Genomic DNA, 25308 nt, shown 5'->3' on the forward strand with positions numbered 1-25308 from the left:
GTGGACGAGGACCCGCTCCCTGCGGGCCGCACCACCGGAGGCGATCCCATGACCATCGTGAAAACCCGGCCGATACCGGGACCGCGCCCTGCGCCCGGCACCTACGAGCCGCTGCGGATCACGTCCCAACCGGGCATTCCGCGGCGCCCGGTCCAGCCCAAGGCACCCCGGGACCCCAAGCGGGACGACGAGCGCGAGCCGGACGGCCAGCCCGAGCCGGACGACGAGCCCAAGCCGGACGACCAACCGAAAGGGCGCTGAGCGGGAGCTCGCAGACCCACTGCCAACCACACGCACCAGGCCCGGCCGGGCGGTCCCCGGCCGGGCCTTCGCCGTGCTCAGTGGTGGTGGCCTTCCATCGGGCCCATGCTCGGGTCGAGCGCCATCACGGCCATCGGGGAGACGGTGAAGGGGCGCATCATGCCGTCGTCCTCGTGGTCGAGGATGTGGCAGTGGTACATGAACTTCCCGGTGGCACCGGTGAACTGCCCGGCCACCCGGACGAGTTCGCCGGGGGAGACGGTGACGGTGTCCTTCCAGCCCTGCTCGGCGGCCTCGATCACCGAGGGGGTGCCCCAGGTGACCGGCTTGCCGACCGGGGTGCCGCCGGCCGCCCGGTCCATGGTGGTGGTGTCGCAGGCGGCCCGGGTGAGGATCTGGAACTGGATCAGGTGGATGTGCACCGGGTGCAGCGCCAGCGGCGCCAGGTTGACGATGGTCCACTGCTCCCAGGCGTCCTCCATGACCCGCCAGTTCAGCCGGTCGTTGAACTCCCGGGAGACCCGCCGGTAGGTGCGCTCCGGCTGCCCGTCCTGCCGCAGCTGGACCAGCCCGTCCTCGACGGTGCCGGGCGGCGGCACCTCGGCCGCGGGCACCTCCGCCATCTCCCAGAACTCGAACATGTTCTGCGGGGTCTGGTGGATCATCAGCATCCGGTGCCCGTGGTCGTGCGGGATGTCGTCGTGGCTGAGCCGCCGGAAGCTCGGCGAGAGCACCGCGGGCAGCGCGAACGGCTCGGGGCGGTCGGCCCGTTCGGCGATCCGGAACTCCATCACCTCCGGGTCGGGCAGCCGGTTCGCCGGGTCGGGCACGCCGACCGGGTCGTTCTCGCCGATCTTCGCGCCCTCGGCGGGGGTCGGGGCGGAGTTGACCAGCCGTAGGGTGCGGCCGCCCAGGGCGGTGAAGTCGACCAGCAGGTCGGCCCGTTCGGCCGGGGCCAGGCTCAGGCCGGTGCCGCCGACCGGGACGGGGGTGCCGAACAGGCCGGCGTCGCTGCCGATCTGCCAGACCACCCCGGGCACCCGCTGGTTGTCCTGGTCCACCAGGTGCAGCCGGTAGGGGCGGGAGTTGGCGGCGTTCAGCACCCGGAAGCGGTACCAGCGCGGCTGCACCGCGTGGTGCGGCCAGATCACGCCGTTGACCAGGGTGTACCGCCCGCAGTACGGCAGCGGGCCGACGGTCTTGTGCAGCAGCTGCCCGGTCAGCGCGCCCTCGGGGGTGGTCGCGAGGTTGCGGTCGCAGAGCACCAGCGGAACCTCGAACTCCCCTGAGGGGAGGTTCAGTTGCTCCTCCTCCTGGTCCCGCACCAGGTACATCCCGACCAGGCCGGCCAGCACGTTCAGCCGGGTGACGCCCATCGCGTGGTCGTGGTACCAGAGCGTCATCGAGGCCTGGTCGTTCGGGTACTCGGAGAGCTGGGAGCGGCCGGTGTGCACCGCGTTGTCGGTCCAGCCGTCGTTGACGCCGTCGGTGACGGCACCGTGCAGGTGGACCACCAGCCAGGGCGGCAGCTTCGGGCCGTCGGGGTTGAGCAGCGCCGGATCGATGCCGGGCTCGTTCTCGGTCGGCGGCATGGTGATCTCGGGCAGGTGGCCGACCAGGGCCGGGTACGGGGTGGTGACCCGGTTCTGCCAGTCCACCCGGAGCCGCTCGCCGCGCCGCACCTCGATGGTCGGGCCGGGGAAGGTGCCCTCGTAGGTCCAGAGCGGGGTGGGCGGCAGCTGGGAGTGCAGCCGGACCTCGGCCGGCAGCTGGCGGACGGTCAGTTCCCCGTCGGGGCCCGGGCGGAGCACCTCGGGGATGCGCAGCGGGTCGAGGAACTTGGTCAGGTCGGCGGTCGGGGGAGGGGTGTTTTCGGGCACGGGAGACCTCCGCGTCGGTCGGTGTCCGTCCAGCCTCGCGCCCCGGCGGTCCCGATCGCATGAGGCAGCGGTCCCGGTCCGTCCCGTGTCACCCGTGTTGCCGCACCGTGTCATCTCGTGCTGTCCGTGGGCGGACGGTCCCCGCGCCGTCAGAACGCTTGTCGGGAACGGTGGTTGCACCTCTTGACGCGCTCTTGCCCTTCACTCAATCATCATGGGCACGTCAGCAAGCGCTCGCCGGCCGGACACGGTCCCGGCGGCTCCCGTACGTTCCGTTCTGCCCCACCAGAATCTGGAGCTCCCTTTGTCTCAGCCTGCCGAGCAGCGTGCCCCGCGGCGATCCCGCCTGCACCGCTCCGCCCTCGCTACCGCCGCCGCCGTCACCCTGGCCGCCGGAATCGTGGCGCCCGCCGCACTGGCGCAGGCCGCCGCGGCGCCCGTCCAGGCCCCGGCGGCCCCGGTCGCCGTCGCGGCCGCGCCGGACATCCCGGTGGCGAACGTCAAGGCGCACCTGGCCCAGTTCCAGTCCATCGCCAACGCCAACGGCGGCAACCGCGCCCACGGCCGGGCCGGCTACAAGGCCTCGCTCGACTACGTGAAGGCCAAGCTGGACGCGGCCGGATTCACCACCACCGTGCAGACCTTCACCAGCAGCGGCGCCACCGGCTACAACCTGATAGCCGACTGGCCCGGCGGCGACACCAACCACGTGGTGTTCACCGGTGCGCACCTGGACTCGGTGACCGCCGGCCCCGGCATCAACGACAACGGCTCCGGCTCGGCCGGCATCCTGGAGACCGCGCTGGCCGTCTCCCGGGCCGGGCTCCAGCCGACCAAGCACCTGCGGTTCGGCTGGTGGGGGGCGGAGGAGCTGGGCATGATCGGCTCCAAGTACTACGTCAACAACCTGCCCAGCGCCGAGCGGGCGAAGATCGACGCCTACATGAACTTCGACATGATCGGCTCGCCGAACCCGGGCTACTTCGTCTACGACGACGACTCCAAGCTCGAGGGCGTGCTGAAGAACTACTTCGCGAGCGTCAACGTGCCGACCGAGATCGAGACCAACGGCGACGGCCGCTCCGACCACGCCCCGTTCAAGAGCGCCGGCATCAAGGTCGGCGGTCTCTACACCGGCGGCGACGAGATCAAGACCGCCGCCCAGGCCAGCAAGTGGGGCGGCACCTCGGGCCGGGCCTTCGACGCCTGCTACCACGCCTCCTGCGACACCAGCGCGAACATCAGCGACACCTCGCTGGACCGCGGCAGCGACTCCATCGCGTACGCCGTCTGGGCCCTGGGCACCGAGGCCCCGCCGCTGCCCGGCACGGTCTTCGAGAACACCGCCGACGTGCAGATCCCCGACAACGGCGCGGCGGTCACCTCCTCGGTCACCGTCAGCGGCGTCACCGGCAACGCCCCGGCCGCCCTCCAGGTCGGCGTGGACATCAAGCACACCTACCGCGGTGACCTGGTGATCGACCTGGTCGCCCCGGACGGCTCCACCTACCGGCTGAAGAGCTCCAGCTCCAGCGACTCGGCCGACGACGTGGTCACCACCTACACCGTGAACGCCTCCAGCGAGGTCGCCAACGGCGTCTGGAAGCTCAAGGTCCAGGACGTGGCCGCGCAGGACACCGGCTACATCAACAGCTGGAAGCTGACCTTCTGAGCGACACCGACGGCCCCTGAGGCCGTGGAGGACAGGTGAGAGGTGCGGGCCCCGGGGCGTGAAAGCCGGGGCCCGCACCCGCTGTTGGAGCCGTTGCTACGGCTGCATCTCGTACGCGCCGGAGAGCGCCTCGACCCGGGCCCAGACGGCGGCGTCGCGCTCGGCGTCCGCCACCGGACGGCGTACCTGGGTGAGCGCCCAGGCGGCCTGCTCCTCGCTGGTGGAGGTCTTGCCGTGCAGCTCGGTGGCGTGCGCGGAGAAGTCCCGGACCAGGAAGTCGAAGATCCCGTCCAGCACGTCCGCCTCGGTACCGGTCAACTCGGCCTGCTCCAGCACCAGGTGACCGTAGACCACCAGCGCGAACAGCTGGCCGATCTCCAGCAGGAAGTCCAGGTCCTGTGCCTGCTCGGCGGTCGGCGCGTGCTGCAGCAGCAGCGCGCACAGGCCGTCGGCCTGCTCGCGGAAGCGGGCGACGTTCGGCAGGTGGGCGTGCGCGTCGTAAGCGGTCCGCCAGTCGTGGAAGCGGATCGCGCCCAGGCCGCGGGCCGGGCCCTGGCGGAACAGGAACTCGTCGTCGGCCGCGTCCAGCCGGCTCGGCACCGGGGCGTAATCGGTGGGCGCGAACAGGTAGTTGGCCATGAACTTGAGGATCAGCGCCAGGTTGACGTGGACCGTGCCCTCCAGCTTCGGCAGGCCCCGGATGTCCTTGGCGGCCTTGTCGAAGTAGGTGTCCGCCTCGAAGCCCTTGGCCGCGATGACGTCCCACATCAGGTCGATGACCTTCTCGCCCTCGGTGGTGACCTTCATCTTGGTCATCGGGTTGAAGAGCAGGTAGCGACGGTCCTCGGGGGAGGCGGTGCGGAAGTAGTCCACCGCGCGGGCGCTGAACAGCTTCATCGCGTTGAGGCGCAGGAAGGCGTCGGCCAACTCCCGGCGCACGTGCGGGAAGTCGGTCACCTTGCGGCCGTAGAGCACCCGGTTGTGGGCGTGCGTGACGGCCTCGTACATCGCGTGCTCGCAGATGCCGACCGAGGCGGTGCAGAGGTTGAACTTGCCGACGTTCACGGTGTTCAGCGCGGCGTCGAAGGCGGCCTTGCCGGTGTGCAGCACGTCCTCGGCCCGGACGGGGTACTCCTCCAGGCGGAACTCGGAGACGTACATCTGCGCGTTCACCACGTTCTTGACGAGGTGGTAGGAGGGGTGGCGGCTGTCGACGGCGAAGAAGACGTAGCCCTCGGGGCCTTCGATGTCCGAGCGGCGGCCGAAGACCGAGACCAGGCCGGCCACGTTGCCGTTGCCGATGTAGTACTTCGGGCCGGTGGCGGTGAAGCCGCCGTCCTCGGTCGGGGTGAGGATCATGTCGGTGGAGTAGATGTCCGCACCGTGGCTGCGCTCGGACAGCCCGAAGGCCATCACGTGACCCTCCGTCAGCAGCTTCGCGGCGCGCGCCCGGACGGCCTCGTTCTCGCTCTGCCAGACCGGCCCGAGGCCGAGGATGGTGACCTGCCAGGTGTACCAGTAGCCCAGGCCGTAGAAGCCCAGGATCTCGTTCAGCTCGGCGATCCGCGCGGTGTCCCAGCGCTTGTCCGCGTCCGCGCTGCTCGGCGTCAGGAACTCCGCGAACAGGCCCTCCTTGGCGGCGAACTCCAGGAAGTCCCCGTACCAGGCGCGGTCGATGTAGGTGTCGATCAACGCCTTCTTGCCGCGCGACTCGAACCAGTCCACGGTGGCGCGCAGCAGCCGGCGGGTGGTGTCGTCGAACTGCTTCGGGTCGTACGTGCTCGGGTTGAACAGCATGTGAAGTCCTGTGGGGTGAGGGTCAGTTGGCAAGGCGGTTCAGGGTGGCCAGGACGTCGTCCAGCCAGGCGAGGGTCATCCGCTCGAACTCGATGCCGCCGCGCAGCACCACGTGCTGGAGCTGCTGCTGAGGGCTCTGCTCCGCCGTGGCCTCGGCGGGGAAGTCACGCTGTTCGCCGGACAGGTAGCGCTCCAGCAGGGCGGCGTGGGCGGTGCGGTGACGCTCCACCTCGGAGATCAGGGCGGCGGGGTCGTCGAAGGCGGCGGCCCGGATCTTCACCGCCAGCTCGTGCCGGACCGTCTCCGCCTCGACCGGCTCGCGCAGCCAGTCCCCGAGGACGGACCGGCCGTCGGCGGCCACGGCGTACACCTTCTTGTCCGGGCGGCCGTCCTGCGGCACCTCCTGGGCGGTGATCCAGCCGTCCGCCTCCATCCGGCGCAGCACCCGGTAGATCTGCTGGTGCGTCGCGGTCCAGAACCGCCCGATCGAACGGTCGAACCGTCGGGCCAGCTCGTACCCGGAGCCGGGTTGCTCCAGCAGAGAGACGAGGATCGCGTGCTCCAGTGCCATGACGGCATCCTCCTATGCAACAAGTTGCATAGGCAACGCCGCCGCGCCGCGGTGAGACACGGATCACGCCTCCGGCGGGGGCGGGGGACCGCCTTCGGCGGGGTCGGGGGTGGGGAGGCCGCCTGCGGCGGGCACCGGGGCGGGGGCGGGGGTTCGCCTGCGGCGGGCTCGGAGACCTTCATGCGGCGTCCGGGTGGCCAGCGGCTCGTCCACCGCCCGGCTCGGGTGCGCGACGTCGGCTCCGCAGCGCGAGGCGGGCTCGGGGACGGGTGTCCGGGCGGCCGACCGGCTCGTCTGCGCCCGGCTGCCTCCCGTCCGTCGCGCCGCGCGCTGCGGGCCGCAGGCCGGTCAGCGGTGGTGGAGGGTGGCGAGGACCGGGGTGGCGGGGTGGGCGACCAGGCTGGGGAGTGGGGGAGGGGGGTCGCCCTCGACGGCGAGGTGGAAGCGCTGGGCGACGGTGGCCAGGAGCAGGACCAGCTCCACCTGGGCGAAGCGGGCGCCGAGGCAGGCCCGGCGGCCGGCGCCGAAGGGGAAGTGGGCACGTTCGTCGGCTGCCGGGGTGCCCCAGCGTTCCGGGCGGAAGGCGAGCGGGTCGGGGAACCAGCGGCCGTCCCGCTGGGTCACCCACGGGCTGCACCAGATCGCCGTCCCGACCGGCACCGGCCGCCCGCCCACGGTGGTGCCCGGCACCGCGACCCGGGGCGGTACCAGCCATACCGGCGGGTGGAGCCGGAGCGTCTCGCTGACGACCCGTCGGGTCCACGGCAGCCGCTCGTGGTCCGCGTACTCCGGTGCCCGCCCGCCCAGCACCTCCGTCAGCTCGCGGTCCAACTCCGCCCGCGCCGACGGCGCACCGGCCAGCAGGCACCAGGCCCAGGTCAGCGCCGTCGCCGTCGTCTCGTGACCCCCGGCCCAGAGCGTGACCGCCTCGTCCCGCACCTCACGCGCCGTCAGCGCCCGCCCCTCCGGGTCCCGGGCCGCCAGCAGCCGCCCGACCAGGTCGTCCGCGGTGTCCACCGAAGTGGCCCGGGCCCGCACCAGCGCCCCCAGTTCGGCGTCGATCACCCCGACCGCCCGCCGCATCCGCCGCCGCGCCGGAGTCGGCACCCACCCCGGCAGCAGCACCCCGGGCCCGCGCAGCTCCACCCCGATCTCGTGGGCCGCCTCCGTCATCGCCCCGGCCAACGCCCCCGCCCGCGCCCCCAGCTCCGACCCGAACAGCGTCCGCACCGCGATCCGCTGCGTCAGCAGCGTCATCTCCCGCAGCACGTCCACCCGTTGGCCGTCCGCCCACCCCGCCAGGTGCTCCGCCGCGCACTCCGCCATCGCGGGCGCGAACGCCCGTACCTGCCGCGGCCGCACGGCCGGCTGCACCAGCGCCCGCTTGCGCCGCCACGCCGCACCCTCGCTGCGGATCACGCTGTCCCCGACCAGCTGTCGGAACATCCAGCCGATGTCCAGCACCCCGTGGTCCAGCTCCGAACCCAGCACCTCGGCGATCTCCGCCGGATCGGCCAGGGAGAGGATCCGCAGTGGGCCGAGCCGCCAGTTCACCGCGTCCCCGTGCTCCCGGTGCAGCCGCTCCAGGAACCCCAACGGATCCCGCCCGAACGGCAGCAGACACCCGACCAGCGGCAGCCCGCGAGGCCCGGACACGAACGGAGAGACGTCCACACCCCACCCAACGAGCCGCCCCCGCACGGGTTCCGCCTCAGCCCGCGCGAACGCAGTACGGCCCGGCCCCTCCCGGGACCGGGCCGTGCTGTCGGTCCGTCAGGCCTGGGTGCGGCGGCGGGTGGCGATGAGTGCGCCTGCGCCGAGGGCGACGGCGGCCGCGCCCGCGGCGCCGATCTGGCCGAGCGGGGCGTCGGTGCCGGTGTAGGCGAGGCGTCCGCCGGCGACGGGCTGACCGTCCGTCACGGCGACCGGGGTGGTGACGGCGCCGGTCGTGCCGGTCGGCGAGGTGGTGCGGGTGGTGTCGGAGACGGGGGTCACGGTGCTGTCCTTGGCCGCGGCCTCCTTCTCGGCGGCTGTCTTCTCAGCAGCAGCCTTTTCGGCGGCGGCCTTGGCGTCGGCCTCGTCCTTGGCGCGGGCCGTGTACTGGCCCTCGTTCAGGAAGGCCCGGACGGCCTCGGCGTCGCCGTCGAACGCGATCCGGCCGGCCCGCTTGACCTCGGGGCCGCCCGCCGAGATGAGCCGGGTGAGGCGGACCCGCTCGTCGGTCTCGCGGAGCCTCTGCAGCTTGTTCTTGAGGAAGTCCTCCACGTCCGCGGCGGACCCGGCGAGCGCCTTGGCGGCTCCCGCCCGGACGCCCGGACCGGTGGCCGGGTCCTCGAGTATGCGGCGGAGCTCGGCCCGGTTCTCGTCCTCGGCGCGGGCGGTGTACTGACCCTCGTTCAGGAACCGGCGGACGTCCTCGACGGTGCCGCTCATGGCCTTGTTCGCGGCAGCCTGCACGGCCGGGCCACCGTGGGCCATGATCTGGGTGAGCAGGACCCGGTCGTCGTGCTCGGCAGCCCCGGTCAGCCCCCCGTTGAGGGCCTTCGCGACGTCGGCGGCGGTGCCGGCGAGCGCCTCCTGCGCCTTCTCGCGCACGCCCCAGCCGGTCTTCGGGTCGTCGATGATCTTCTGGAGCTTCGCGCGGTTCTCGTCCTCGGTGCGGGCCGCGTACTGCCCGGAGTCCAGGAAGGCGCGGTACTGCTCGAGGTCGTCCGACCTGAGCGCGGCCTCGGCCGCCTTGCGGAGGATCGGGCCCGGGGCGTCGAGGGTCTGGAAGATCGCGACCCGCGCGTCCATTGCCCGCAGGCCCTCGATGTCCTTGGCGAGGAAGCGGGCGCGGTCTTCCGGGGTGCCGGCGAGGGCCTCGGCGACGCGCTCGCGCAGGTGGCTGCTCGGCTTGGTGAGCAGGTAGTCGTTGGGGTAGACGAGCAGGGCCTTGATGGCCGCGATGTTGTCCTCGTCGAGCTTGGTGCCGGCCCGGTCGGCCTGCTCCTGCCCGGCCGGGGTGGTCTCGGCGAACGCCGGTGCGGCGGTGGCGACGGGTGCGGCGGCGGTCGCCAGCAGAACGGCAGCGGCGAGCGAACGACGGATGTTCAAAAGGTCCCCCGGTGAAACGGAACGAGCGAGCCCCAGCGCGACATCACAGCGGCGGGCCTGCCGATCGTACATGCGCCAAGCCCCCCCTGTGAATCGGGCCGGGTTTCAACGTCCCAGGTGGGAGCCGATGAGGCGTATGCGCACTACGGCCCGGCCCCGGGTGGCGGGGTCGGGCCGTAGTGGTGGGGTCGTCAGTCCTGGGTGGTGCGGCGGCGGGTGGCGATGAGTGCGCCGGCGCCGAGGGCGACGGCGGCCGCGCCTGCGGCGCCGATCTGGCCGAGGGGGGCGTCGGTGCCGGTGTAGGCGAGCTTGCCGCCCGCGACGGGCTGACCGTCCGTCACGGCGACCGGGGTGGTGACGGTCGGCGTGGTGGTCGACGGGCGGGTGGTGTCGGTGGCCGGCGTCACGGTGGTGCCGGTGGTGGGCTTTGCGGCCTGCTCGTCGGCCTCGCGCAGCGGTGCCAGCTCGGTCTTGAGGAAGCGCGCCACGTCCTCGGCGGATCCGGCGAGTGCCTTGGCGGCGGCCGCCCGGACGCGCGGACCGGTCTTCGGGTCCTCCAGGAGGCGCCGGAGCTCGGCCCGGTTCTCGTCCTCGGCGCGGGCGACGTACTGACCGGTCTTCAGGAACTCCCGGACGTCCTCGATGGTCCCGTCCAGGGCCTTGCCCGCGGCAGCCCGGACGGCCGGGCCGCCCTGGGACATGATCCGGGTGAGCAGGACCCGGTCGTCGTCCTCCGCGGCCTTGGCCAGCCCGTCCTCGATGAACTTCTGGACGTCCGCGCCGGTCCCGGCGAGGGCCTTCTTGGCTCCCTCGCGGACACCCCGGCCGGTGGCCGGGTCGTCGATGAGCTTCTGGAGCTTGGCGCGGTTCTCGTCCTCGGCCCGGGCGACGAACTGACCGGTCTTCAGGAACTGGCGGACGTCCTCGGCGGAGCCGTCGAGCGCCTTGCTGCCGGCCTGGCGGACGGCCGGTCCGCCGAGGTGCATGATCGAGAGGACCTCGACCCGGTCGTCCTCCAGCTGGAGCTTCGCCAGCCCGTCCTTGAGGAACTTCTCGACGTCCGCGCCGGTGCCGGCGAGGGCCTTCTTGGCTCCCTCGCGGACACCCTTGCCGGTCTTCGGGTCGTCGACGAGCTTCTGGAGCTTGGCGCGGTTCTCGTCCTCGGCCCGGGCGGCGAACTGACCGGTCTTCAGGAAGGCGCGGAAGGTCTCGAGGTCGTTCGACTTGAACGCCGCTTCGGCGGCCTTCTCCAGGACGGGGGAGGTGGTGCGGGCGCCCTCGCTGATCCGTGCGATCGCGATCCGCGCGTCGTCCATGCGAATGCCCGCCACGTCCTTGGCGAGGAAGCGGGCGCGGTCCTCCGGGGTGCCCGCCAGGACCTCGGCGACGCGCTCGCGCAGGTACTCGCTCGGGGCGGTGATCAGGTAGTCGTTGGGGTAGACGAGCAGGGCCTTGATGGCCGCGATGTTCTCCTGGTCCACCGCGGCGCCCGCCGCGTCGACCTTCTCCAGCCCCGCCGGGGCGGTCTCGGCGAAGGCCGGAGTGGCGGCGGTGGCGAGCGGAGACGCGGCGGTGGCCACGAGAACGGCGGTGGCGAGCGAACGACGGATGTTCAACGGTCCCCCGGGCAGTGCATACGAATGGTCAAGTCTGCATGATCGTACTGGCGCCGAACTCCGTGGTCGAACACGATTTCGCCAGATGCCGATCACAGGGTGCGCGACGCGCAGAATGGTGGGGTGAACGGTGACGGCGAACTCCTCCGGTGGCGGATGCACAGTCAGTTCGGCGACGGGGGAACGGTGTCCGGAATCGCCGGTCGCGCCCCGGGCGTCCAGGCGCAGGACGCTGCCGCCGCCCGCCTCGGGCTCCGGGCCCGCGGGCTGGCCGAGCGGGCGGCGGTGGAGCGGGCGTACGCGGCGGGCGAGGTGGCGGCGAGCTGGCTGATGCGCGGCACCCTACACCTGGTGCCGAAGGCTCAACTGCCGTCCCTGCTGGCGCTGTTCGGGGAGCGGAACATCGCCGCCGGAGCCCGGCGCCGCCGGGAGCTGGGGCTGGCGGAGGAGCTGCTGGCCCGGGCGGAGCGGGCGCTGCCCGAGGTGCTGACCGAACCGCTGGGCCGGGCGGAGCTGGTGGCGCGGCTGAACGGGCGCGGCGTCGGCGTGGAGCCCGCCGGTCAGGCACCCGCGCACCTGACGGCGTACCTGGCCGGGCGCGGGCTGCTCTGCCGGGGCGCCGAGGTGGCCCCGCGCGAGCCGGGGTACGTCGCGCTGACGGTGGAGGAGGCGGATCCGGAGCAGGCGGCCGCCGAGCTGGCGGCGCGGTACGTCGCGGCCTTCGGGCCGGTCTCGGTGGCGGACTTCGCGGCCTGGTCGGGGCTGCCGCAGGCGCTCGGCCGGCGGGCCTTCGCCGGGCTGCCGGAGGTGGCCGAGGGGCTGTACGCGACGGGCGCGGTGCCCAGGGCCGGGGAGCCGCTGGTGCGGCTGCTCGGGGCCTACGACAACTACCTGCTCGGCTACCGGGACCGCTCGCTGATGCTGGATCAGCGCTTCGCCAAGCGGGTGAACGCGGGTGGCGGGGTGGTGAAGCCGGCCCTGGTGGTGGACGGCCGGGTGGTCGGGACCTGGGCGCGGGGCAAGGACGGGCGGCCGGCGGTGGAGCCCTTCGAGGCACTGCCGGACGGGCTCTGGGCGGCCGAGGCGGAGGCGGTCGTGGAGTTCCTCGGATGAATTTCGGGCAAAACCGTTAATTCCGTCACAGAACGGGTAGTGAGCAGGCGCCTGTCAAGTCGCGAGCTAAGGAGGTGGTCCCGGTGTCGACCCAGCTTCCGATGAGCATGGAGCAGCATCCGGACATCTTGGAGATGCGTGACCATTACGAGCGGATCGTCTCCACTCCCCGTGCCCAGGCCGTCGAGGCCCTGGCCGTGGGAGCCGGTCTGTTCCTCGCGATCTCCCCCTGGGTGGTCGGGTTCTCCGGCTTCTCCGGCCTGACGGTCAGCAATCTGGTCCTCGGGCTGGCGTTCGCCGCGCTGATGGCGGGCTACGGCTCCGGGTACGAGCGCACCCACGCCCGGGCCTGGGCCGCGACCATGATCGGTGCCTGGACGGTCATCGCCCCGTGGGCGGCGGCCGGCACCGACGCCGTCCGGCGCACCATCCTGACCAACGTCATCACCGGCGGCCTGATGGTCTGCCTGGGCATGGCGGCGGTGTCGATGGCGGCGGGGCTGATGACCCGCCGAGGGATGGCGAGCGGAGGCTGAACAGCCGTATCTGTACCGGGGCACGGCCGAGCGCGGCCGTGCCCCGGATGCTGTCCGCTGCGGCGGCCGGCGGCTACGGGTGGGTCATCCGCAGGACGTCCAGGGCCTCGTCGAGCTGGGTCTCGGTGAGCTTCCCGGCCTCCAGGTAGCCGCGCTCCAGCACCACCTGACGGATCGTCTTGCGCTCGGCCACCGCCTGCTTGGCGACCTTGGCGGCCTCCTCGTAGCCGATGTAGCGGTTGAGCGGGGTGACCACGGAGGGGGAGGACTCGGCGTACTCGCGGGCCCGCTCCACGTTGGCCGTGAGGCCGTCCACCGTCCGGTCGGCCAGCAGGCGGGCGCTGTTGGCGAGCAGTCGGACGGACTCCAGCACGTTGCGGGCGATCACCGGGAGCATCACGTTCAGCTCGAAGTTCCCGCTCGCGCCGGCCACCGTGACGGTGGTGTCGTTGCCGATCACCTGGGCGGCCACCATCAGCACCACCTCGGGCAGCACCGGGTTCACCTTGCCCGGCATGATCGAGGAACCGGGCTGGAGGTCCGGCAGGTTGAGCTCGCCGAGGCCGGTGCGAGGGCCGGAGCCCATCCAGCGCAGGTCGTTGGCGATCTTGGTGAAGCCGACCGCCACGGTGCGCAGCTGGCCGCTCAGCTCGACCAGCCCGTCCCTGGCTCCCTGCGCCTCGAAGTGGTCGCGGGCCTCGGTCAGCGGCAGCCCGGTGGCCCGGGCCACCTCGGCGATCACGGCGGCGGAGAAGCCGGGCGGGGTGTTGATGCCGGTGCCCACCGCCGTGCCGCCGAGCGGGAGTTCGGCCACCCGGGGGAGAGTGGCGCGCAGCCGCTCGACCCCGTACCGGACCTGGGCCGCGTAGCCGCCGAACTCCTGGCCGAGGGTGACGGGCGTGGCGTCCATCAGATGGGTGCGCCCGGACTTCACCACCTCGGCGAAGGACTCGGCCTTGCGTTCCAGGGCCTGCGCCAGGTGCTCCAGGGCCGGGATCAGGTCCGCGGTGACGGCGGCGGTGGCGGCGATGTGGATGGAGGAGGGGAAGACGTCGTTGGAGGACTGGCTCGCGTTGACGTGGTCGTTGGGGTGGACCGGGCGGCCCAGGCGCTCGGTGGCCAGGGTGGCGATCACCTCGTTGGTGTTCATGTTGGACGAGGTGCCCGAGCCGGTCTGGAAGACGTCCACCGGGAACTGCTCGTCCCACGCCCCGTCGGCCACCTCCTCGGCCGCCGCCGCGACGGCCGCCGCCGTCTCCGGCTCCAGCACCCCCAGCTCGCCGTTGACCTTGGCCGCGGCCGCCTTGATCCGGGCCAGCGCCGCGATGTGCGCCCGCTCCAGCCGCTGGCCCGACACCGGGAAGTTCTCCACCGCGCGCTGGGTCTGCGCCTGCCACTTGGCGGACGCGGGCACCCGCACCTCGCCCATCGAGTCGTGCTCGATCCGGTACTCCTGCATGGCCTCATGCACCTCCTGTACCTGCCAGCTCCCCGGACCCCCCGGGTATTTCCTACTGCCCCAGCAGGGTGGCGAAGTCGTAGCCGACGTCGGCGAGGGTCAGCACGCTGCCGAGGTCGCTGATCGCGCCGACCGGGATGCTGTGCCCGTCGGCGGACGGGACCGCAGAGGCGGGGGCGGCGATGACGAGCAGGGTGGCGAGGGCGGTGATGAGCCGGGTCACGGTACGCATGCCCGGGACAACCGGCGGGCCCGCGGTCCGGTCACGGGTTCTGTCAAACATTCTTGACGCGATGTCAGGTCTGCTTTACCTTCCATCATGTCAGCTTTTCTTGACATCGGGGGTGGTGGGGATGGCAGTGGAAGAACGCCGGGCGTGGATCGCCGGGCTGGTCGCCGTGCTCGGGTACGGCGGCTATCTGGTGGCGCTGCTGGTGCCGCAGGACGGCCGGGCGCTGGCCGAACGGCCTTATGCCGCACCGCTGTTGTGGAGCATCGGGCTGGCGGTCGCGGTCTCCGTGGTGCTCAGCGTGGCGGCCGGGCTGGTCCGGGTGGAGGACGGTGCGGCCAAGGACCTGAGGGACCGGCAGATCCACCGGTTCGGCGAGCACGTCGGCCAGTCCTTCGTGGCGATCGGCGCGATTGCCGCGCTGCTGCTGGCGCTGGCCGAGGCGGCGCCGTTCTGGATCGCCAACGCCGTTTACCTGGCCTTCGTGCTCTCCGCCGTGCTCGGCGCGATGGCGAAGATCGCCGCCTACCGCCGGGGGCTGCCCCAGTGGTGAAGCCCACCCGGGTGGTGAACGCCATCCGTACCCTGCGCTTCACCCACGGCGAGATGACCCAGGCCGAGCTGGCCCGCCGCATCGGGGTGACCAGGCAGACCGTGATCGCCATCGAACAGGGCCGCTACTCGCCCTCCTTGGAGCTGGCCTTCCAGATCGCCGAGGTCTTCGGCATCCCGCTGACCGAGGTCTTCCAGTACCCGTCCGAACCCGAGGAGTCCGAGTGAGAGCGATCGTCCGCCACCGGTACGGCAGCGCCGAGGTCTTCGAACTCCGGGAGCTGGAGCGGCCGGTGCCCCGCTCCGGCGAGGTCCTGGTCAAGGTCACGGCGGCCGGGATGGACCGGGGCGTCTGGCACCTGATGGCCGGACTCCCGTACCTGGTACGGCTGTTCACCGGCATACGGCGGCCCCGGCGGGCGGTGCTCGGTCTGGACTGCGCCGGGGTGGTGGCGGAGCTCGGCCCCGGGGTGCACGGACTGCGGGTCGGCGACGAGGTCTTCGGCGAGTGCGCCGGAGCCTTCGCCGAGTACGCCCGGGCCCGCGCGGACCGGCTGACGCTCCGTCCGCCGGAGCTGCCGCCGGCCGAGGCGGCCGCCGTCCCGGTCTCCGCCGTGACCGCCCTCCAGGGCCTGCGCGACGTCGGGCGGATCGCCGCCGGGCAGCGGGTGCTGGTGATCGGCGCCTCCGGCGGCGTCGGCAGCTACGCCGTCCAACTCGCCAAGCTGGCCGGAGCGGAGGTCACCGCCGTCTGCGGCCCGGCCAAGGCCGAGCTGGTGCGCGGGCTCGGCGCCGACACCGTCCTCGACCACACCCGCCAGGACTGTACCGACGGTCCGGCGGGCTCCTACGACCTGATCCTCGACCTGGCCGGTGACCACCCGCTGGCCCGGCTGCGCCGGGTGCTCACCCCGCGCGGCACCCTGGTGCTGGCCGGCGGAGAGGGCGGCGGGCGCCTCTTCGGCAGTGTGACGCGGCAGTTGAGGGCCGCGTTGCTGGCGCCCTTCGTCCGGCAGCGGCTGCGAAGCCTGCTGATGCGCGCCCGCCAGGACGACCTGGTCCACCTGCGCGAGCTGCTGACCACCGGTCAGCTGCGGGTGGTGCTGGACCGGACCTTCACCCTGGCGGAGGTCCCGGACGCGGTCCGCTACCTGGAGGAGGGGCTGGTCCGGGGCAAGGTGGCGGTGCTGATCTGAGCCGCACGGTGTACGGCCAGGCACCCGGCGGCGCCGAGGGTGTACCAGAGCAGGTCCGCGGCGTTGAACCCGGTGCCGAGCAGTAGCCGCCAGCCGGGGTGGGCGGCCGGTATCCCGGTGAGCTGGAAGAGCTCCACCGCCCAGCTGATCCCGGCGGCCGCGGAGGCCGCGACGGCGGGCCGGGTGCGGGGCGCGGCCAGCAACAGGGCCAGGTACCAGGCGACGGTGTAGAGCGCGTCGCGCAGCGCGTCCCCCACCACCCCGGGCACGGCGACCGTCACGGCCAGCCCGACCACGACGGTCACCCCGATCAATCCCAGCACCTTCAGCCGCACCGCTGCCGTCCTTCCGTCGCCCCTGATGAGGACTCGGGCGGAGCCGGTGCGGTTGCGGGACGGGCCGTGGACGCTCGGACATCCAGGTGAGCGTGTGGACCATTCTCCGGGCCGGTACCGCGCCGGTGTACTGAACGCATGACGACGACGAAGAACGACTTCCTGGTCATCGGCGGCACCGGCAAGACCGGCCGCCGCGTGGTCTCCCGCCTGCGGCAGCGCGGGCACGAGGTCCGTGCCGCTTCGCGGCGCGGCACCACCCGCTTCGACTGGAGCGACCGCTCCACCTGGGAGCCCGCGCTCGAGGGTGTCCGGGCGGCCTATCTGGTCGACTCCCAACTCCCGGATGCCGGGGCATCGATGACGGACTTCGCGAAGCTGGCCGCAGCGAGCGGGGTGGAGCGCCTGGTGCTGCTCTCGCACCGGGACTGGGTGGTGGCGGAGGGGGAGGAGAAGCTGCCCTGCGAGCGCGCGGTCCGGGAGTCCGGCGCGGAGTGGACCCTGCTCAAGCCGTCCTGGTTCGCGCAGAACTTCGACGAGGAGGCCTTCTGGCTGGAGCAGGTGCTGGACGGGGCGTTGGTGATGTCCACCGGGGACGGGCTGGAGCCCTTCGTGGACGCGGACGACATCGCCGACGTGGCGGTGGCGGCGCTCACCGAGGACGGCCACGCGGGGGAGGCCTACGAGCTCTCCGGGCCCCGGCTGCTGAGCCTGGCCCAGGTGGCCGAGGAGATCGGCCGGGCCACCGGCCGCCCGCTGGTCCACCGGGCGGTCACCGCCGGGGAGTTCGAGGAGTACGCCCTCGGGAAGGGCCTGCCGGCGGACTTCGTCGGACTGCTGGACATGCTCTACGGCTGGATCGCCGACAACCGCTTCGCCACCCTCGCCGACGGCGTGCAGCGGGCCCTCGACCGGGAGCCGCGCGACTTCGCCGCGTACGCCCGGGCCACCGCCGCCACCGGGATCTGGGAGGGCTGACCGCCCTGACGGGACGTCACCCGGCGTTCGCGGCCCGGCGGACGAGCTCGGCGATCCGGGCCTCGACGGCGGGGCTCATGGTGGTGAGGGCGTAGGTGACCGCCCACATCTCACCCTCGTCCAGGAAGGCCTGGTCGCTGAACCCGAGGGTGGCGTAGCGGGTCTTGAACTTCTGGGCGCTCTGGAAGAAGCAGACCACCTTGCCGTCCCGGGCGTAGGCCGGCATCCCGTACCAGGTCTTCGGCGCCAGCCCGGGAGCGTTGGCCGCGACGATCGCGTGCACCCGCTCGGCCAGCTCCCGGTCCGCCCCCTCCATCTCGGCGATCTTCGTCAGCACGTCGGCCTCGCCGTCCGCCTTGGTGGCCTTGCCACCCCGGCGGGCGGCGGCCTTGAGGTCCTTGGAGTGCTCCCGCATCGCCGCCCGCTCCTCCTCGGAGAACCCGTCGAAGGACTTCGCGGCGGCAGCGGTGGTGGTCGTGCGGGCGGTGGCGGTCATGGCGTGCTCCTGGGTTTCTCGGTCCCCGACTGGGCTGTCACCAATCCTAGGAAGGGACCCGCTCCCCACGCTTCTCCGAAACTGACCGACTCCCGCCGGCGGTGCACGCGTACCGCCGCCTCACAGTTCTGTCGATATCAAGTATCTTGACGTCGAGATTAAATTGGGTCAGGCTGCTCCCCGTACCGACCGAACGACGGGGGCAGGGCCATGGGTGAAGGACGAAGCGGCGGGGGACTGGTGGCGCAGCTGCGCCGGCCGCCGGGTGGGCGGGACGGGCGGATCATGTTGCTCGCGCAGTTCCTGGACCGGCTCGGGACGGGGGTGTGGGCGGCGGCTTCGGTGCTGTACTTCACCTTCGTCTCGCACCTGGAGGCCGGGCAGGTCGGGCTGCTGATCGGGGTCGCGGCGGTGGCGGGCATCGCGGGCTCCCCGATCGCCGGGCAGCTCGCCGAGCGGTACCCGACCCGGAGCTTGCTGATGTGGTGTCACCTGCTGCGGATCGGCACCATGGGCCTGCTGCTGGTCTGCCACGACTTCGCCGCGCTGCTCGCCGTGATGGCCCTGACCTGCCTGGCCGAACGCGGCGCGAAGACCCTCGAAATGCTCTTCGCCACCCGGACGGCGGGCGCTCACCGCGCCACCTACCAGGCGCTCACCCGCACCGCCGCCAACGCCGGCTACGCGATCGGCGCCGGGGTGGCGGCGATCGGCCTGGCCGTCGGGACGGTCACCGCCTACCAGGCCCTGGTGGTGCTCAACGCGCTCTCCTACGCCGTCACCGCCGTCCTGGTCCTGCGCACCCGCGAGCCGGGCGTCGCCACCGCCTCGAAGCCCGACGCCCCGTCAGCTGCCGGTTCGGACAAGGGCCGCAGCCCCTGGCGCGACCGCGGCTACCTGCGCTTCGTGCTGCTCGACATCCCGATGAGCCTGGACGACTCGGTGCTCAACGTCGGCCTGCCGCTCTGGCTGATCACTCACACCACCGCCCCGCACGCCCTCGTCCCCGCCTTCCTGGTGATCAACACCGTGCTGGTGGTGGTGCTCCAACTCCGCATCTCCGCCCGGGCCGAGGGCCCGCACCGCGCTGCCGCCGCCGTCACCCTCAACGGCCTGGCGATGCTGCTCGGCTGCGCGCTCGTCGGTTTCGGCACCGGCGGCGGCGCCTGGACCGCCTCGGCCGTCCTGCTGATCGCGGCCCTGCTGGTCACCGCCGCCGAACTCATGCGCTCCGTCAGCTCCTGGGAACTCGCCGTCTCGCTCGCCCCCGAGGGCTCCCGCGCCTCCTACCTCGGCGTGGCCGGCATGGCCCACTCCGTCCAGAAGTCGCTCGGCCCGCTCCTGCTCACCGGCGCGGTGCTGACCACCGGCCCACTCGGCTGGCTGGCCCTCGGCGCCGGAGTCGCGGGCCTCTCGGTCCTCCAACGGCGCGGCTGCGAACGGCGGTTGGCCGACCTCGGGCAGTCTCAGGCGTTCCCGGTGGCCCCGGCCCGGAGCGCCTCTCCCGTGCGGTAGAGCTCGATCAGCAGCGGACGCAGGGCGCGGCCGGTGCCGGTGAGGGCGTAGCGGGTGCGCACGGGGAAGCCGGGCAGCCGCTGCCGGTCGACCAGGCCGCGCTCGCCGAGCTCGTGCAGCCGCTCGGTGAGCACCTTGGGGCTGATCTCCGGGAGTCGCGCCCGCAGGGTGCCGAAGGAGTGCTCGGCCTGCAGGAGTTCGCGCAGCACCAGGGTGGTCCAGCGGCCGGAGACCGCCGCCAGGGCCAGCTCCACCGGGCAGTCGCTCTCCGGCCGCAGCGTCCGGCCGGTGGGGGAGGGCACCAGCTCGGTGTCCCAACTCTCGCCGTGGGTTTCCGTTTGGTGAGCCACACCGGAGGTGGCTTGACTGCCGCTGTGAACACCACCATGGATCTCGCGCATGAGAACGACCCTATCCCCACCATCCTGACCACCGACCCGGAGCGGCATCCCGCAGCCTTCGCGGCCGCCTTCAACTCCGGTGACCCGCAGGCGCTGGCCGCCGTCTACGAACCCGGCGCCGTCTTCGTGCCGCGCCCCGGCCATCCGGTCACCGGTGTCGAACTGCGGGCCGCCGCAGCCGGGTTCCAGTCGCTGGGCGTGCCGATCGAGGTCCAGGTCCGGCACTGCTACGTGGCCGGGGAGCTCGCCCTGCTGATCGTGGACTGGGTCATCGTCGGCATGGGCCCCGACGGTGCCCCCGTCCACATCGAGGGCACCGCCACCGACGTGGCGCGCCGTGGCCCGGACGGTTTCTGGCGGTACGTCATCGACAACCCGTTCGGCCCCCTCGGCGGAGCGGCCTGACAGGGAGAGGCGAGGTCCGCCAGTGCTGGCCGCAAGGTGACGGAGCACTTGCTGCCAGCCGACGAGGCTTCCGGCCGGGGCCCGGTACCGGCAGGCTCGGAGGGAAGCTGCCGCCGGCTCCCCGGGAGAATCTCATGCGCATGGTCACGGTCGTCCTGCTCCGCCGCAGCGGCGGCGCGGGCACCGAGGGCGAGGCACACCTGGTGGACGAGCTGCTCCGGGCCCACGCCGTGCCCGAGCACGGGGTGGAGCGGCTGCGGGTGCGGCCCGCGCCGGACGGCATCGGGGTGGTCGTCTTCGTCCGGGCCGCGACCGAGGCACGGGCGCTGATCAGCGTCCGGGCCCTGCTCGCCGTGGCGCACGCCCCGCTGCACGCCTTCGGCTACACCGTGGCCGCGGTCCGCACCGGCCGTCCGCTCTCCGACTCCCTCACGCGGCAAGCGTCTTGAAGTAGAAGGTGGTCGGGCGCAGCACCCCGGCCGGGTTGGTGGCGTGGCCGGGGACGGTGCCGAGGGCGGTCCAGCCGGCCGAGCGGTAGAGGTGTTCGGCGGCGCTGTCGGTCTCGGTGTCGAGCAGCAGCAGGGTCAGGCCCCGCGCGCTGGCCTCCGCCTCGGCGTGGGCCAGCAGCCGCCGCCCGAGCCCCTGGCCCCGGACGTCACGGTGCACCAGGAGCTTGGCCAGCTCCGCCCGGTGCCGGCCGTTGGGGTAGGAGGTCAGCCGGAGCTGGACGGTGCCCACCGGACGGCCGCCGTCGAAGGCTCCCCAGAGCAGGAGATGACCCTCCGTCAGCGGACCCGCCAGCCCGCGCCACCAGTCGGCCGCCCCATCCCCGGTGAGCCCGGCCTCGAAGCCGACCGAGGCGCCGCCCGCGACGGCGTCGGCGAGCAGCCTGCCCAGGGCCTCGGCGTGGTCGGCGAGGTCGGTGCCGGTCAGGGCGGAGATGTGCACGGTACGGCCTTCCGGGTGTGGTCAGTGTCTCGCACCCTGCCAGCTCCCTGTTGCGCCGGTGTTACGCGATACTGCGTGCGCACCCAGACGCCCTGACGCGTACGCGAGGAGACACCATGGCAGGCACCCCCCTCGATCCGGCCGACCTGCTCGCGGTCGGCGAGCTGCTGACCGACGAGGAGCGGCTGATCCGCGACACCGTGCGGAAGTTCGCCGACGACCGCATCCGCCCGTACGTCGGCGCGTGGTTCGACCAAGGGGTTTTCCCCGCCAAGGAGTTGGCGCCGGAGCTGGGGAAGCTCGGGGTGCTCGGCATGCACCTGGAGGGCTACGGCTGCACCGGTTCGACGGCCGTCGAGTACGGCGTCGCCTGCATGGAGCTGGAGGCGGCCGACTCCGGTCTGCGCAGCTTCGTCTCGGTCCAGGGTTCGCTGGCCATGCGCTCGATCCACGCCTTCGGCTCGGAGGAGCAGAAGCAGCGCTGGCTGCCGGAGATGGCGGCCGGCCGGGCGATCGGCTGCTTCGGCCTGACCGAGCCGGACTTCGGCTCCGACCCGGCCAACATGCGTACCCGGGCCCGCCGCAAGGGCACCGACTGGGTGCTCGACGGCAGCAAGATGTGGATCACCAACGGCTCCATCTCGGACGTCGCCGTGGTCTGGGCGCAGACCGAGGAGGGCGTGCGCGGCTTCCTGGTGGAGCGCGGCACCCCCGGCTTCACCGCCAACGACGTGCACGGCAAGCTCTCGCTGCGTGCCTCCGTCACCAGCGAGCTGGTCTTCGACGAGGTGGTCCTCCCGGCCGACGCGGTGCTGCCCGGCGTGACCGGCCTGCGCGGCCCGCTCTCCTCGCTGGGCGAGGCGCGGTACGGCATCCTCTGGGGCACCGTCGGCGCGGCCCGGGACTGCTACACCACCGCACTGGAGTACGCCAAGACCCGGATCCAGTTCGACCGGCCCATCGCCGCCTTCCAGCTGACGCAGCAGAAGCTGGTCGAGATGATGCTCGAGGTGGAGAAGTCCTACCTGGTGGCCCACCGGATCGGGCGGCTGAAGGACGCCGGGCAGTGCCGCCCCGCGCACATCAGCTTCGGCAAGCTCAACAACGTCCGCACCGCGATCGAGGTGGCCCGCTCGGCCCGCACGATCCTGGGCGCCAACGGCATCACGGTGGAGTACCCGGTGCTCCGGCACGCCAACAACCTCGAGTCGGTGCTCACCTACGAGGGCACCTCCGAGATCCACACCCTGGTGCTCGGCGAAACCATCACCGGCGAGGCCGCCTACCGCTGACGCCCCGTCGGAACCCGTCGGAATCCGGTGGTGCCCGCTCCGGCCCGCGCGGCTGAGGGACCTCGGTCCCGTACGTGCCCCCGCCGACCCTCAGGGGTTGGCGGGGGCACGTACGTCTCGGGGTGGAGGTGGGAGCGGTACCTCGTGCTGACCGTCCGGCGGAGGTGGGCGGACAGGATGGAGGGCGAGGAAGCAGTCGGACGGGCGTGAGGAGCGGTGGCATGGGTGTCGCGGGCAAGGTGACGGCAGTGGTCGTGGCGGCGGGTGCGGTGGTGACCGCCGGGGCCGTGGTCGCGGTGCCGGTGGCGCGGGACTGGGCCGAGAGCCGGCACCGGCAGCAGGCCGCGTACGACACCGGGGCCGCCGCCAAGGAGGACCGCGCCTCGGTGCCGCGCTGGCTGCCGGACGGGGCGACCCAGGTCTCGTACCTGATGTCCACCACCGGCGCCGACCGGCTGATCCGGGCCACCGTGCCGGGCGGGTCGGCGCCGACGGAGTGTCAGAAGGGACGGCCGGACGGCCCGGTCAAGCTGACCGCCTCCTGGTTCCCGGACGAGGCGGTGGCCCGGGCCGACCTGCGCTGCGGGCTCTACAACGTCGCCCTGATCGGCGATCAGCTCTACGGCTGGCAGGACGACGCCGCGGTGATCGCCGCCCGCAAGGCCGGCACCACCACCGAGTGACGGCGGTCGGGGGCGGGGGACCACCCGGGGGTGCCGACCTGGGGCAGTCACGGGGGGCGGGTACCGGCGATGGGTTCGGGTGCGATAGGACAGGTGACACCCCACCACTCGCGAGGAGCCCCATTGACCACCGGCACCGGTTCCATACCCGGGACCACGACCAGCGACGCCATACCCACGGCGGCGCCCGGCAAGGCGACCATCGTCGTGCTCGGCAGCCTGTGCGCCCTCGGCCCGCTCACCACCGACCTCTACCTTCCCGCCATCCCGTCCCTGGTCGTCGACCTGGACTCCACCGCCCCGTCGGTCCAACTCACCCTGACCGCCTCGCTGTTCGGCCTGGCCCTGGGCCAGCTGCTGTTCGGCCCGCTGAGCGACCGGCTCGGCCGCCGCCGCCCACTGCTGGCCGGGATGGCGCTCTACACCCTGGCCACCGTGGTCTGCGCCCTGGCCCAGTCGGTCGCCCTGCTGGTCACCGGCCGCTTCCTCCAGGGCCTGGCCGGCGCGGCCGGACTGGTGATCGCCCGGGCCATCGCCCGCGACCGGTACGAGGGCGTGGCGATGATCCGCTTCATGGCGTCGCTCGGCCTGATCAGCGGACTGGCCCCGATCTTCGCCCCCGCGGTCGGCGCCCAACTGCTGCGCGTCACCGACTGGCGCGGCTCCTTCCTCGCCCTGGTGGCCTTCGGCGCGCTGCTCACCCTCGGCGCGATGTTCCTGCTCCGTGAGTCGCTGCCGCCCGAGCGCCGGCACGGCGGCGGCCTCAGTACCACCTTCCGGGCGATCGGCACCCTGCTCAAGGACGCCCCCTTCGTCGGCTACGTGCTGACCAGCACCTTCAGCTTCGGCGCGCTCTTCGCGTACGTCGGCGGCTCCTCCGTGGTGCTGCAGACCGAGTACCAGATCTCCCCGCAGACCTACAGCCTGGTCTTCGCCGTCAACTCGCTCGCGGTGGTGGGCTCCGGGCAGTTGAACGGACGGGTGCTGGTGCAGCGCCTGCGGATGGACACCCTGATGCTGGTCGGCCTCTCGGCCGCGGCCCTGGCCGGGACGGCGCTGATCCTCTTCACCTCCGTCTGGCACCTGGGCCTCCCCGCCGTCTGGCCCGCGCTCTTCCTGCTGATGGCCGGGATGGGCATCGTGCTCCCCAACTCCTCGGCCCAGGCGCTCACCATGGCGCCGCACGCGGCGGGTTCGGCCTCGGCGCTGCTCGGCGTCGGGACCTTCAGCTGCGGCGCGCTGGTCGCTCCGCTCAGCAGCCTGGGCGGGCGGCCGTCGATGGCGCTGCTGGGCGCGGTGGTGCTCGGCTGCGCGGGGGCGGGGCTGGCCTCCTTCGCCCTGCTCTGCCGTCCGTGGCGGCGGGCCGTGGGACCGGCTGTGTGACGGTCTGTCAGGAGGCCACGATCGAGTGAGTGTCCTGAGGTAGGAGGAGATCGTTGTTCCGGTTGTGAGTGTTGACCGGGGCGTGGGCGCCAGCCTTGAAGAAACGATTCTGCCGGTGGAGTGCCCGATCTTCGCCGAGCTGGTCGGTCGGTGGCGGCGGGCGGGGCGGGCGGTGCCGGGCGAACTCGACCGCGAGTGGCAGTCGCTGACCGCCCCGCCCGCCTTCCGCATCCGCCCGCCGACCCCACCCGGCACGGACCCGCCCGTCCTCGGGGTCGGCCCGGGACCGCAGGCCGCAGGGGGCGCCCCCGGGCACTTGAGGGCGGTACGGCGATGACCCACCGCAGCGCACCCCGCGTCCCCGCCCAGCGCACCAGCACCGGCGGCTGCGTCATGCCGCTCGTCCTCGCCCTGGTCGCCGGGCCCGGCGTGCGCGTGCCCGTCACCGCCTGCCTGCGCTACTCGGCGGCCGACCCGTACGCGGTCCACCTGGACTTCCACCTCGGCCAGGGCATGCCCGTCCGCTGGACCTTCGCCCGCGAGCTGCTCGCCACCGGCCTGCACGGCTGGGCCGGCACCGGCGACGTCTCCGTCTTCCCCGGCACCGACCAGGACCACCGGAGCACCTGCCTCTCCCTCGACGGCGACACCGGCGCCGTCGTCCTCCTCGCCCCGACCCCCGCCGTCACCACCTTCCTCGCCCACACCGACCGCCTCGTCCCACCCGGCACCGAACCCCGCCACGTCGACCTCGACGCCCTCCTCACCCGCCTCCTCGACGGCCCCGCCCCCGGCCTCGGCTGGCGCGACGGCCTCACCGACCCGGACTGACCACCCGTCACTTGGACAGTGGATCGGGGGCCGGGTGATGATCACACGTCATCCGACTCCGCT

At 72.8% G+C, this 25308-nt stretch carries 28 protein-coding genes; 16 read left to right on the top strand and 12 right to left on the bottom strand.

The annotated features are described in order from the left end of the window. Positions 1-48: 48 nt before the first annotated feature. Positions 49-261, top strand: a complete 213-nt coding sequence (locus ACZ6ZR_RS30250; protein WP_465647714.1) for a hypothetical protein — start codon at positions 49-51, stop codon at positions 259-261. Positions 262-338: 77 nt separating this feature from the next. Here the strand turns inward: ACZ6ZR_RS30250 and ACZ6ZR_RS30255 are convergent, their stop codons facing one another. Then, positions 339-2141 (bottom strand): multicopper oxidase family protein, encoded by a 1803-nt coding sequence (locus ACZ6ZR_RS30255; protein WP_465647716.1) that lies wholly within the window; start codon positions 2139-2141, stop codon positions 339-341. A 304-nt stretch (positions 2142-2445) separates the two neighbouring features. Here ACZ6ZR_RS30255 and ACZ6ZR_RS30260 point away from each other — a divergent pair, with 304 nt between their 5' ends. Further along, a complete protein-coding gene (locus tag ACZ6ZR_RS30260; protein WP_465647718.1) occupies positions 2446-3813 on the top strand; it encodes a M28 family metallopeptidase in 1368 nt (455 codons plus the stop codon). A gap of 96 nt (positions 3814-3909) precedes the next feature. On the opposite strand, the gene ACZ6ZR_RS30265 is transcribed toward ACZ6ZR_RS30260, so the two are convergent. The 5 genes from ACZ6ZR_RS30265 to ACZ6ZR_RS30285 all read right to left on the bottom strand — a co-directional run bounded on the left by ACZ6ZR_RS30265 (position 3910) and on the right by ACZ6ZR_RS30285 (position 10893). Further along, complete coding sequence (locus ACZ6ZR_RS30265) at positions 3910-5610, bottom strand: acyl-CoA dehydrogenase family protein (RefSeq protein WP_465647720.1); 1701 nt, start codon at positions 5608-5610, stop codon at positions 3910-3912. A 22-nt stretch (positions 5611-5632) separates the two neighbouring features. Further along, complete coding sequence (locus tag ACZ6ZR_RS30270) at positions 5633-6181, bottom strand: PadR family transcriptional regulator (protein ID WP_465647722.1); 549 nt, start codon at positions 6179-6181, stop codon at positions 5633-5635. 348 nt (positions 6182-6529) lie between these two features. After that, on the bottom strand, positions 6530-7837 hold the full coding sequence (locus ACZ6ZR_RS30275) for a cytochrome P450 (protein WP_465647724.1): 1308 nt from the start codon (positions 7835-7837) through the stop codon (positions 6530-6532). Positions 7838-7954: 117 nt separating this feature from the next. Continuing rightward, positions 7955-9277: an ALF repeat-containing protein gene (locus tag ACZ6ZR_RS30280; protein WP_465647726.1), complete on the bottom strand. Its 1323-nt coding sequence runs from the start codon at positions 9275-9277 to the stop codon at positions 7955-7957. Positions 9278-9468: 191 nt separating this feature from the next. Beyond that, a complete protein-coding gene (locus ACZ6ZR_RS30285; protein WP_465647728.1) occupies positions 9469-10893 on the bottom strand; it encodes an ALF repeat-containing protein in 1425 nt (474 codons plus the stop codon). Positions 10894-11016: 123 nt separating this feature from the next. Here ACZ6ZR_RS30285 and ACZ6ZR_RS30290 point away from each other — a divergent pair, with 123 nt between their 5' ends. Beyond that, complete coding sequence (locus tag ACZ6ZR_RS30290) at positions 11017-12006, top strand: winged helix DNA-binding domain-containing protein (RefSeq protein ID WP_465647730.1); 990 nt, start codon at positions 11017-11019, stop codon at positions 12004-12006. 83 nt (positions 12007-12089) lie between these two features. Continuing rightward, on the top strand, positions 12090-12542 hold the full coding sequence (locus ACZ6ZR_RS30295) for an SPW repeat protein (RefSeq protein ID WP_465647732.1): 453 nt from the start codon (positions 12090-12092) through the stop codon (positions 12540-12542). Positions 12543-12615: 73 nt separating this feature from the next. Here the strand turns inward: ACZ6ZR_RS30295 and ACZ6ZR_RS30300 are convergent, their stop codons facing one another. Next, positions 12616-14001: a class II fumarate hydratase gene (locus ACZ6ZR_RS30300; protein WP_465647734.1), complete on the bottom strand. Its 1386-nt coding sequence runs from the start codon at positions 13999-14001 to the stop codon at positions 12616-12618. 52 nt (positions 14002-14053) lie between these two features. Then, entirely contained in the window at positions 14054-14233 is a 180-nt protein-coding gene (locus tag ACZ6ZR_RS30305; protein ID WP_465647736.1) for a hypothetical protein, read from the bottom strand. A gap of 121 nt (positions 14234-14354) precedes the next feature. Between ACZ6ZR_RS30305 and ACZ6ZR_RS30310 the strand changes: the two genes are divergently transcribed. Genes ACZ6ZR_RS30310 through ACZ6ZR_RS30320 form a run of 3 tightly spaced genes read left to right on the top strand, consistent with a single transcriptional unit; the run spans position 14355 to position 15978 of the window. Further along, on the top strand, positions 14355-14783 hold the full coding sequence (locus ACZ6ZR_RS30310) for a hypothetical protein (RefSeq protein WP_465647738.1): 429 nt from the start codon (positions 14355-14357) through the stop codon (positions 14781-14783). Beyond that, the gene (locus ACZ6ZR_RS30315; protein ID WP_465647832.1) at positions 14684-15010 is read left to right on the top strand and encodes a helix-turn-helix transcriptional regulator; all 327 of its coding nucleotides are present in this window, start codon (positions 14684-14686) and stop codon (positions 15008-15010) included. Before ACZ6ZR_RS30310 ends, ACZ6ZR_RS30315 begins: the two co-directional genes overlap by 100 nt. Continuing rightward, the gene (locus ACZ6ZR_RS30320; protein ID WP_465647740.1) at positions 15007-15978 is read left to right on the top strand and encodes an NAD(P)-dependent alcohol dehydrogenase; all 972 of its coding nucleotides are present in this window, start codon (positions 15007-15009) and stop codon (positions 15976-15978) included. The genes ACZ6ZR_RS30315 and ACZ6ZR_RS30320 overlap by 4 nt, the downstream gene beginning before the upstream one ends. Here the strand turns inward: ACZ6ZR_RS30320 and ACZ6ZR_RS30325 are convergent. Then, positions 15930-16313: a ribosomal maturation YjgA family protein gene (locus ACZ6ZR_RS30325; RefSeq protein ID WP_465647742.1), complete on the bottom strand. Its 384-nt coding sequence runs from the start codon at positions 16311-16313 to the stop codon at positions 15930-15932. The two genes, ACZ6ZR_RS30320 and ACZ6ZR_RS30325, sit on opposite strands and share 49 nt — an antisense overlap. A 138-nt stretch (positions 16314-16451) precedes the next feature. Between ACZ6ZR_RS30325 and ACZ6ZR_RS30330 the strand changes: the two genes are divergently transcribed. Further along, positions 16452-17291, top strand: coding sequence for an NAD(P)H-binding protein (locus ACZ6ZR_RS30330; RefSeq protein ID WP_465647744.1), 840 nt, complete (start codon positions 16452-16454; stop codon positions 17289-17291). A gap of 16 nt (positions 17292-17307) precedes the next feature. Here ACZ6ZR_RS30330 and ACZ6ZR_RS30335 read toward each other — a convergent pair whose 3' ends face one another. Beyond that, positions 17308-17787 (bottom strand): iron chaperone, encoded by a 480-nt coding sequence (locus ACZ6ZR_RS30335; protein WP_465647746.1) that lies wholly within the window; start codon positions 17785-17787, stop codon positions 17308-17310. Positions 17788-17997: 210 nt separating this feature from the next. Between ACZ6ZR_RS30335 and ACZ6ZR_RS30340 the strand changes: the two genes are divergently transcribed. Continuing rightward, entirely contained in the window at positions 17998-19302 is a 1305-nt protein-coding gene (locus tag ACZ6ZR_RS30340; RefSeq protein ID WP_465647748.1) for an MFS transporter, read from the top strand. Here ACZ6ZR_RS30340 and ACZ6ZR_RS30345 read toward each other — a convergent pair. Continuing rightward, entirely contained in the window at positions 19254-19652 is a 399-nt protein-coding gene (locus ACZ6ZR_RS30345; protein ID WP_465647750.1) for a winged helix-turn-helix transcriptional regulator, read from the bottom strand. The two genes, ACZ6ZR_RS30340 and ACZ6ZR_RS30345, sit on opposite strands and share 49 nt — an antisense overlap. Positions 19653-19688: 36 nt before the next feature. Here ACZ6ZR_RS30345 and ACZ6ZR_RS30350 point away from each other — a divergent pair, with 36 nt between their 5' ends. Next, positions 19689-20108 carry a YybH family protein gene (locus ACZ6ZR_RS30350; RefSeq protein ID WP_465647752.1) on the top strand — a complete coding sequence of 140 codons (420 nt, stop codon included), beginning with the start codon at positions 19689-19691 and terminating at the stop codon, positions 20106-20108. Positions 20109-20242: 134 nt separating this feature from the next. After that, the gene (locus ACZ6ZR_RS30355; protein WP_465647754.1) at positions 20243-20557 is read left to right on the top strand and encodes a hypothetical protein; all 315 of its coding nucleotides are present in this window, start codon (positions 20243-20245) and stop codon (positions 20555-20557) included. On the opposite strand, the gene ACZ6ZR_RS30360 is transcribed toward ACZ6ZR_RS30355, so the two are convergent. Next, positions 20538-21056: a GNAT family N-acetyltransferase gene (locus ACZ6ZR_RS30360; protein ID WP_465647756.1), complete on the bottom strand. Its 519-nt coding sequence runs from the start codon at positions 21054-21056 to the stop codon at positions 20538-20540. The genes ACZ6ZR_RS30355 and ACZ6ZR_RS30360 overlap by 20 nt on opposite strands. A 116-nt stretch (positions 21057-21172) precedes the next feature. Between ACZ6ZR_RS30360 and ACZ6ZR_RS30365 the strand changes: the two genes are divergently transcribed. The 5 genes from ACZ6ZR_RS30365 to ACZ6ZR_RS30385 all read left to right on the top strand — a co-directional run bounded on the left by ACZ6ZR_RS30365 (position 21173) and on the right by ACZ6ZR_RS30385 (position 25245). Further along, positions 21173-22348 carry an acyl-CoA dehydrogenase family protein gene (locus ACZ6ZR_RS30365; RefSeq protein ID WP_465647758.1) on the top strand — a complete coding sequence of 392 codons (1176 nt, stop codon included), beginning with the start codon at positions 21173-21175 and terminating at the stop codon, positions 22346-22348. Between the two features lie 221 nt (positions 22349-22569). Beyond that, complete coding sequence (locus ACZ6ZR_RS30370) at positions 22570-23031, top strand: hypothetical protein (RefSeq protein WP_465647760.1); 462 nt, start codon at positions 22570-22572, stop codon at positions 23029-23031. 123 nt (positions 23032-23154) lie between these two features. Continuing rightward, positions 23155-24414, top strand: coding sequence for a multidrug effflux MFS transporter (locus tag ACZ6ZR_RS30375; protein WP_465647762.1), 1260 nt, complete (start codon positions 23155-23157; stop codon positions 24412-24414). 115 nt (positions 24415-24529) lie between these two features. Continuing rightward, positions 24530-24751, top strand: coding sequence for a hypothetical protein (locus ACZ6ZR_RS30380; protein ID WP_465647764.1), 222 nt, complete (start codon positions 24530-24532; stop codon positions 24749-24751). After that, complete coding sequence (locus tag ACZ6ZR_RS30385; protein ID WP_465647766.1) at positions 24748-25245, top strand: SsgA family sporulation/cell division regulator; 498 nt, start codon at positions 24748-24750, stop codon at positions 25243-25245. Before ACZ6ZR_RS30380 ends, ACZ6ZR_RS30385 begins: the two co-directional genes overlap by 4 nt. The last annotated feature ends 63 nt before the right edge of the window (positions 25246-25308 follow it).

It is taken from the genome of Kitasatospora sp. NPDC088742 (assembly GCF_055584905.1).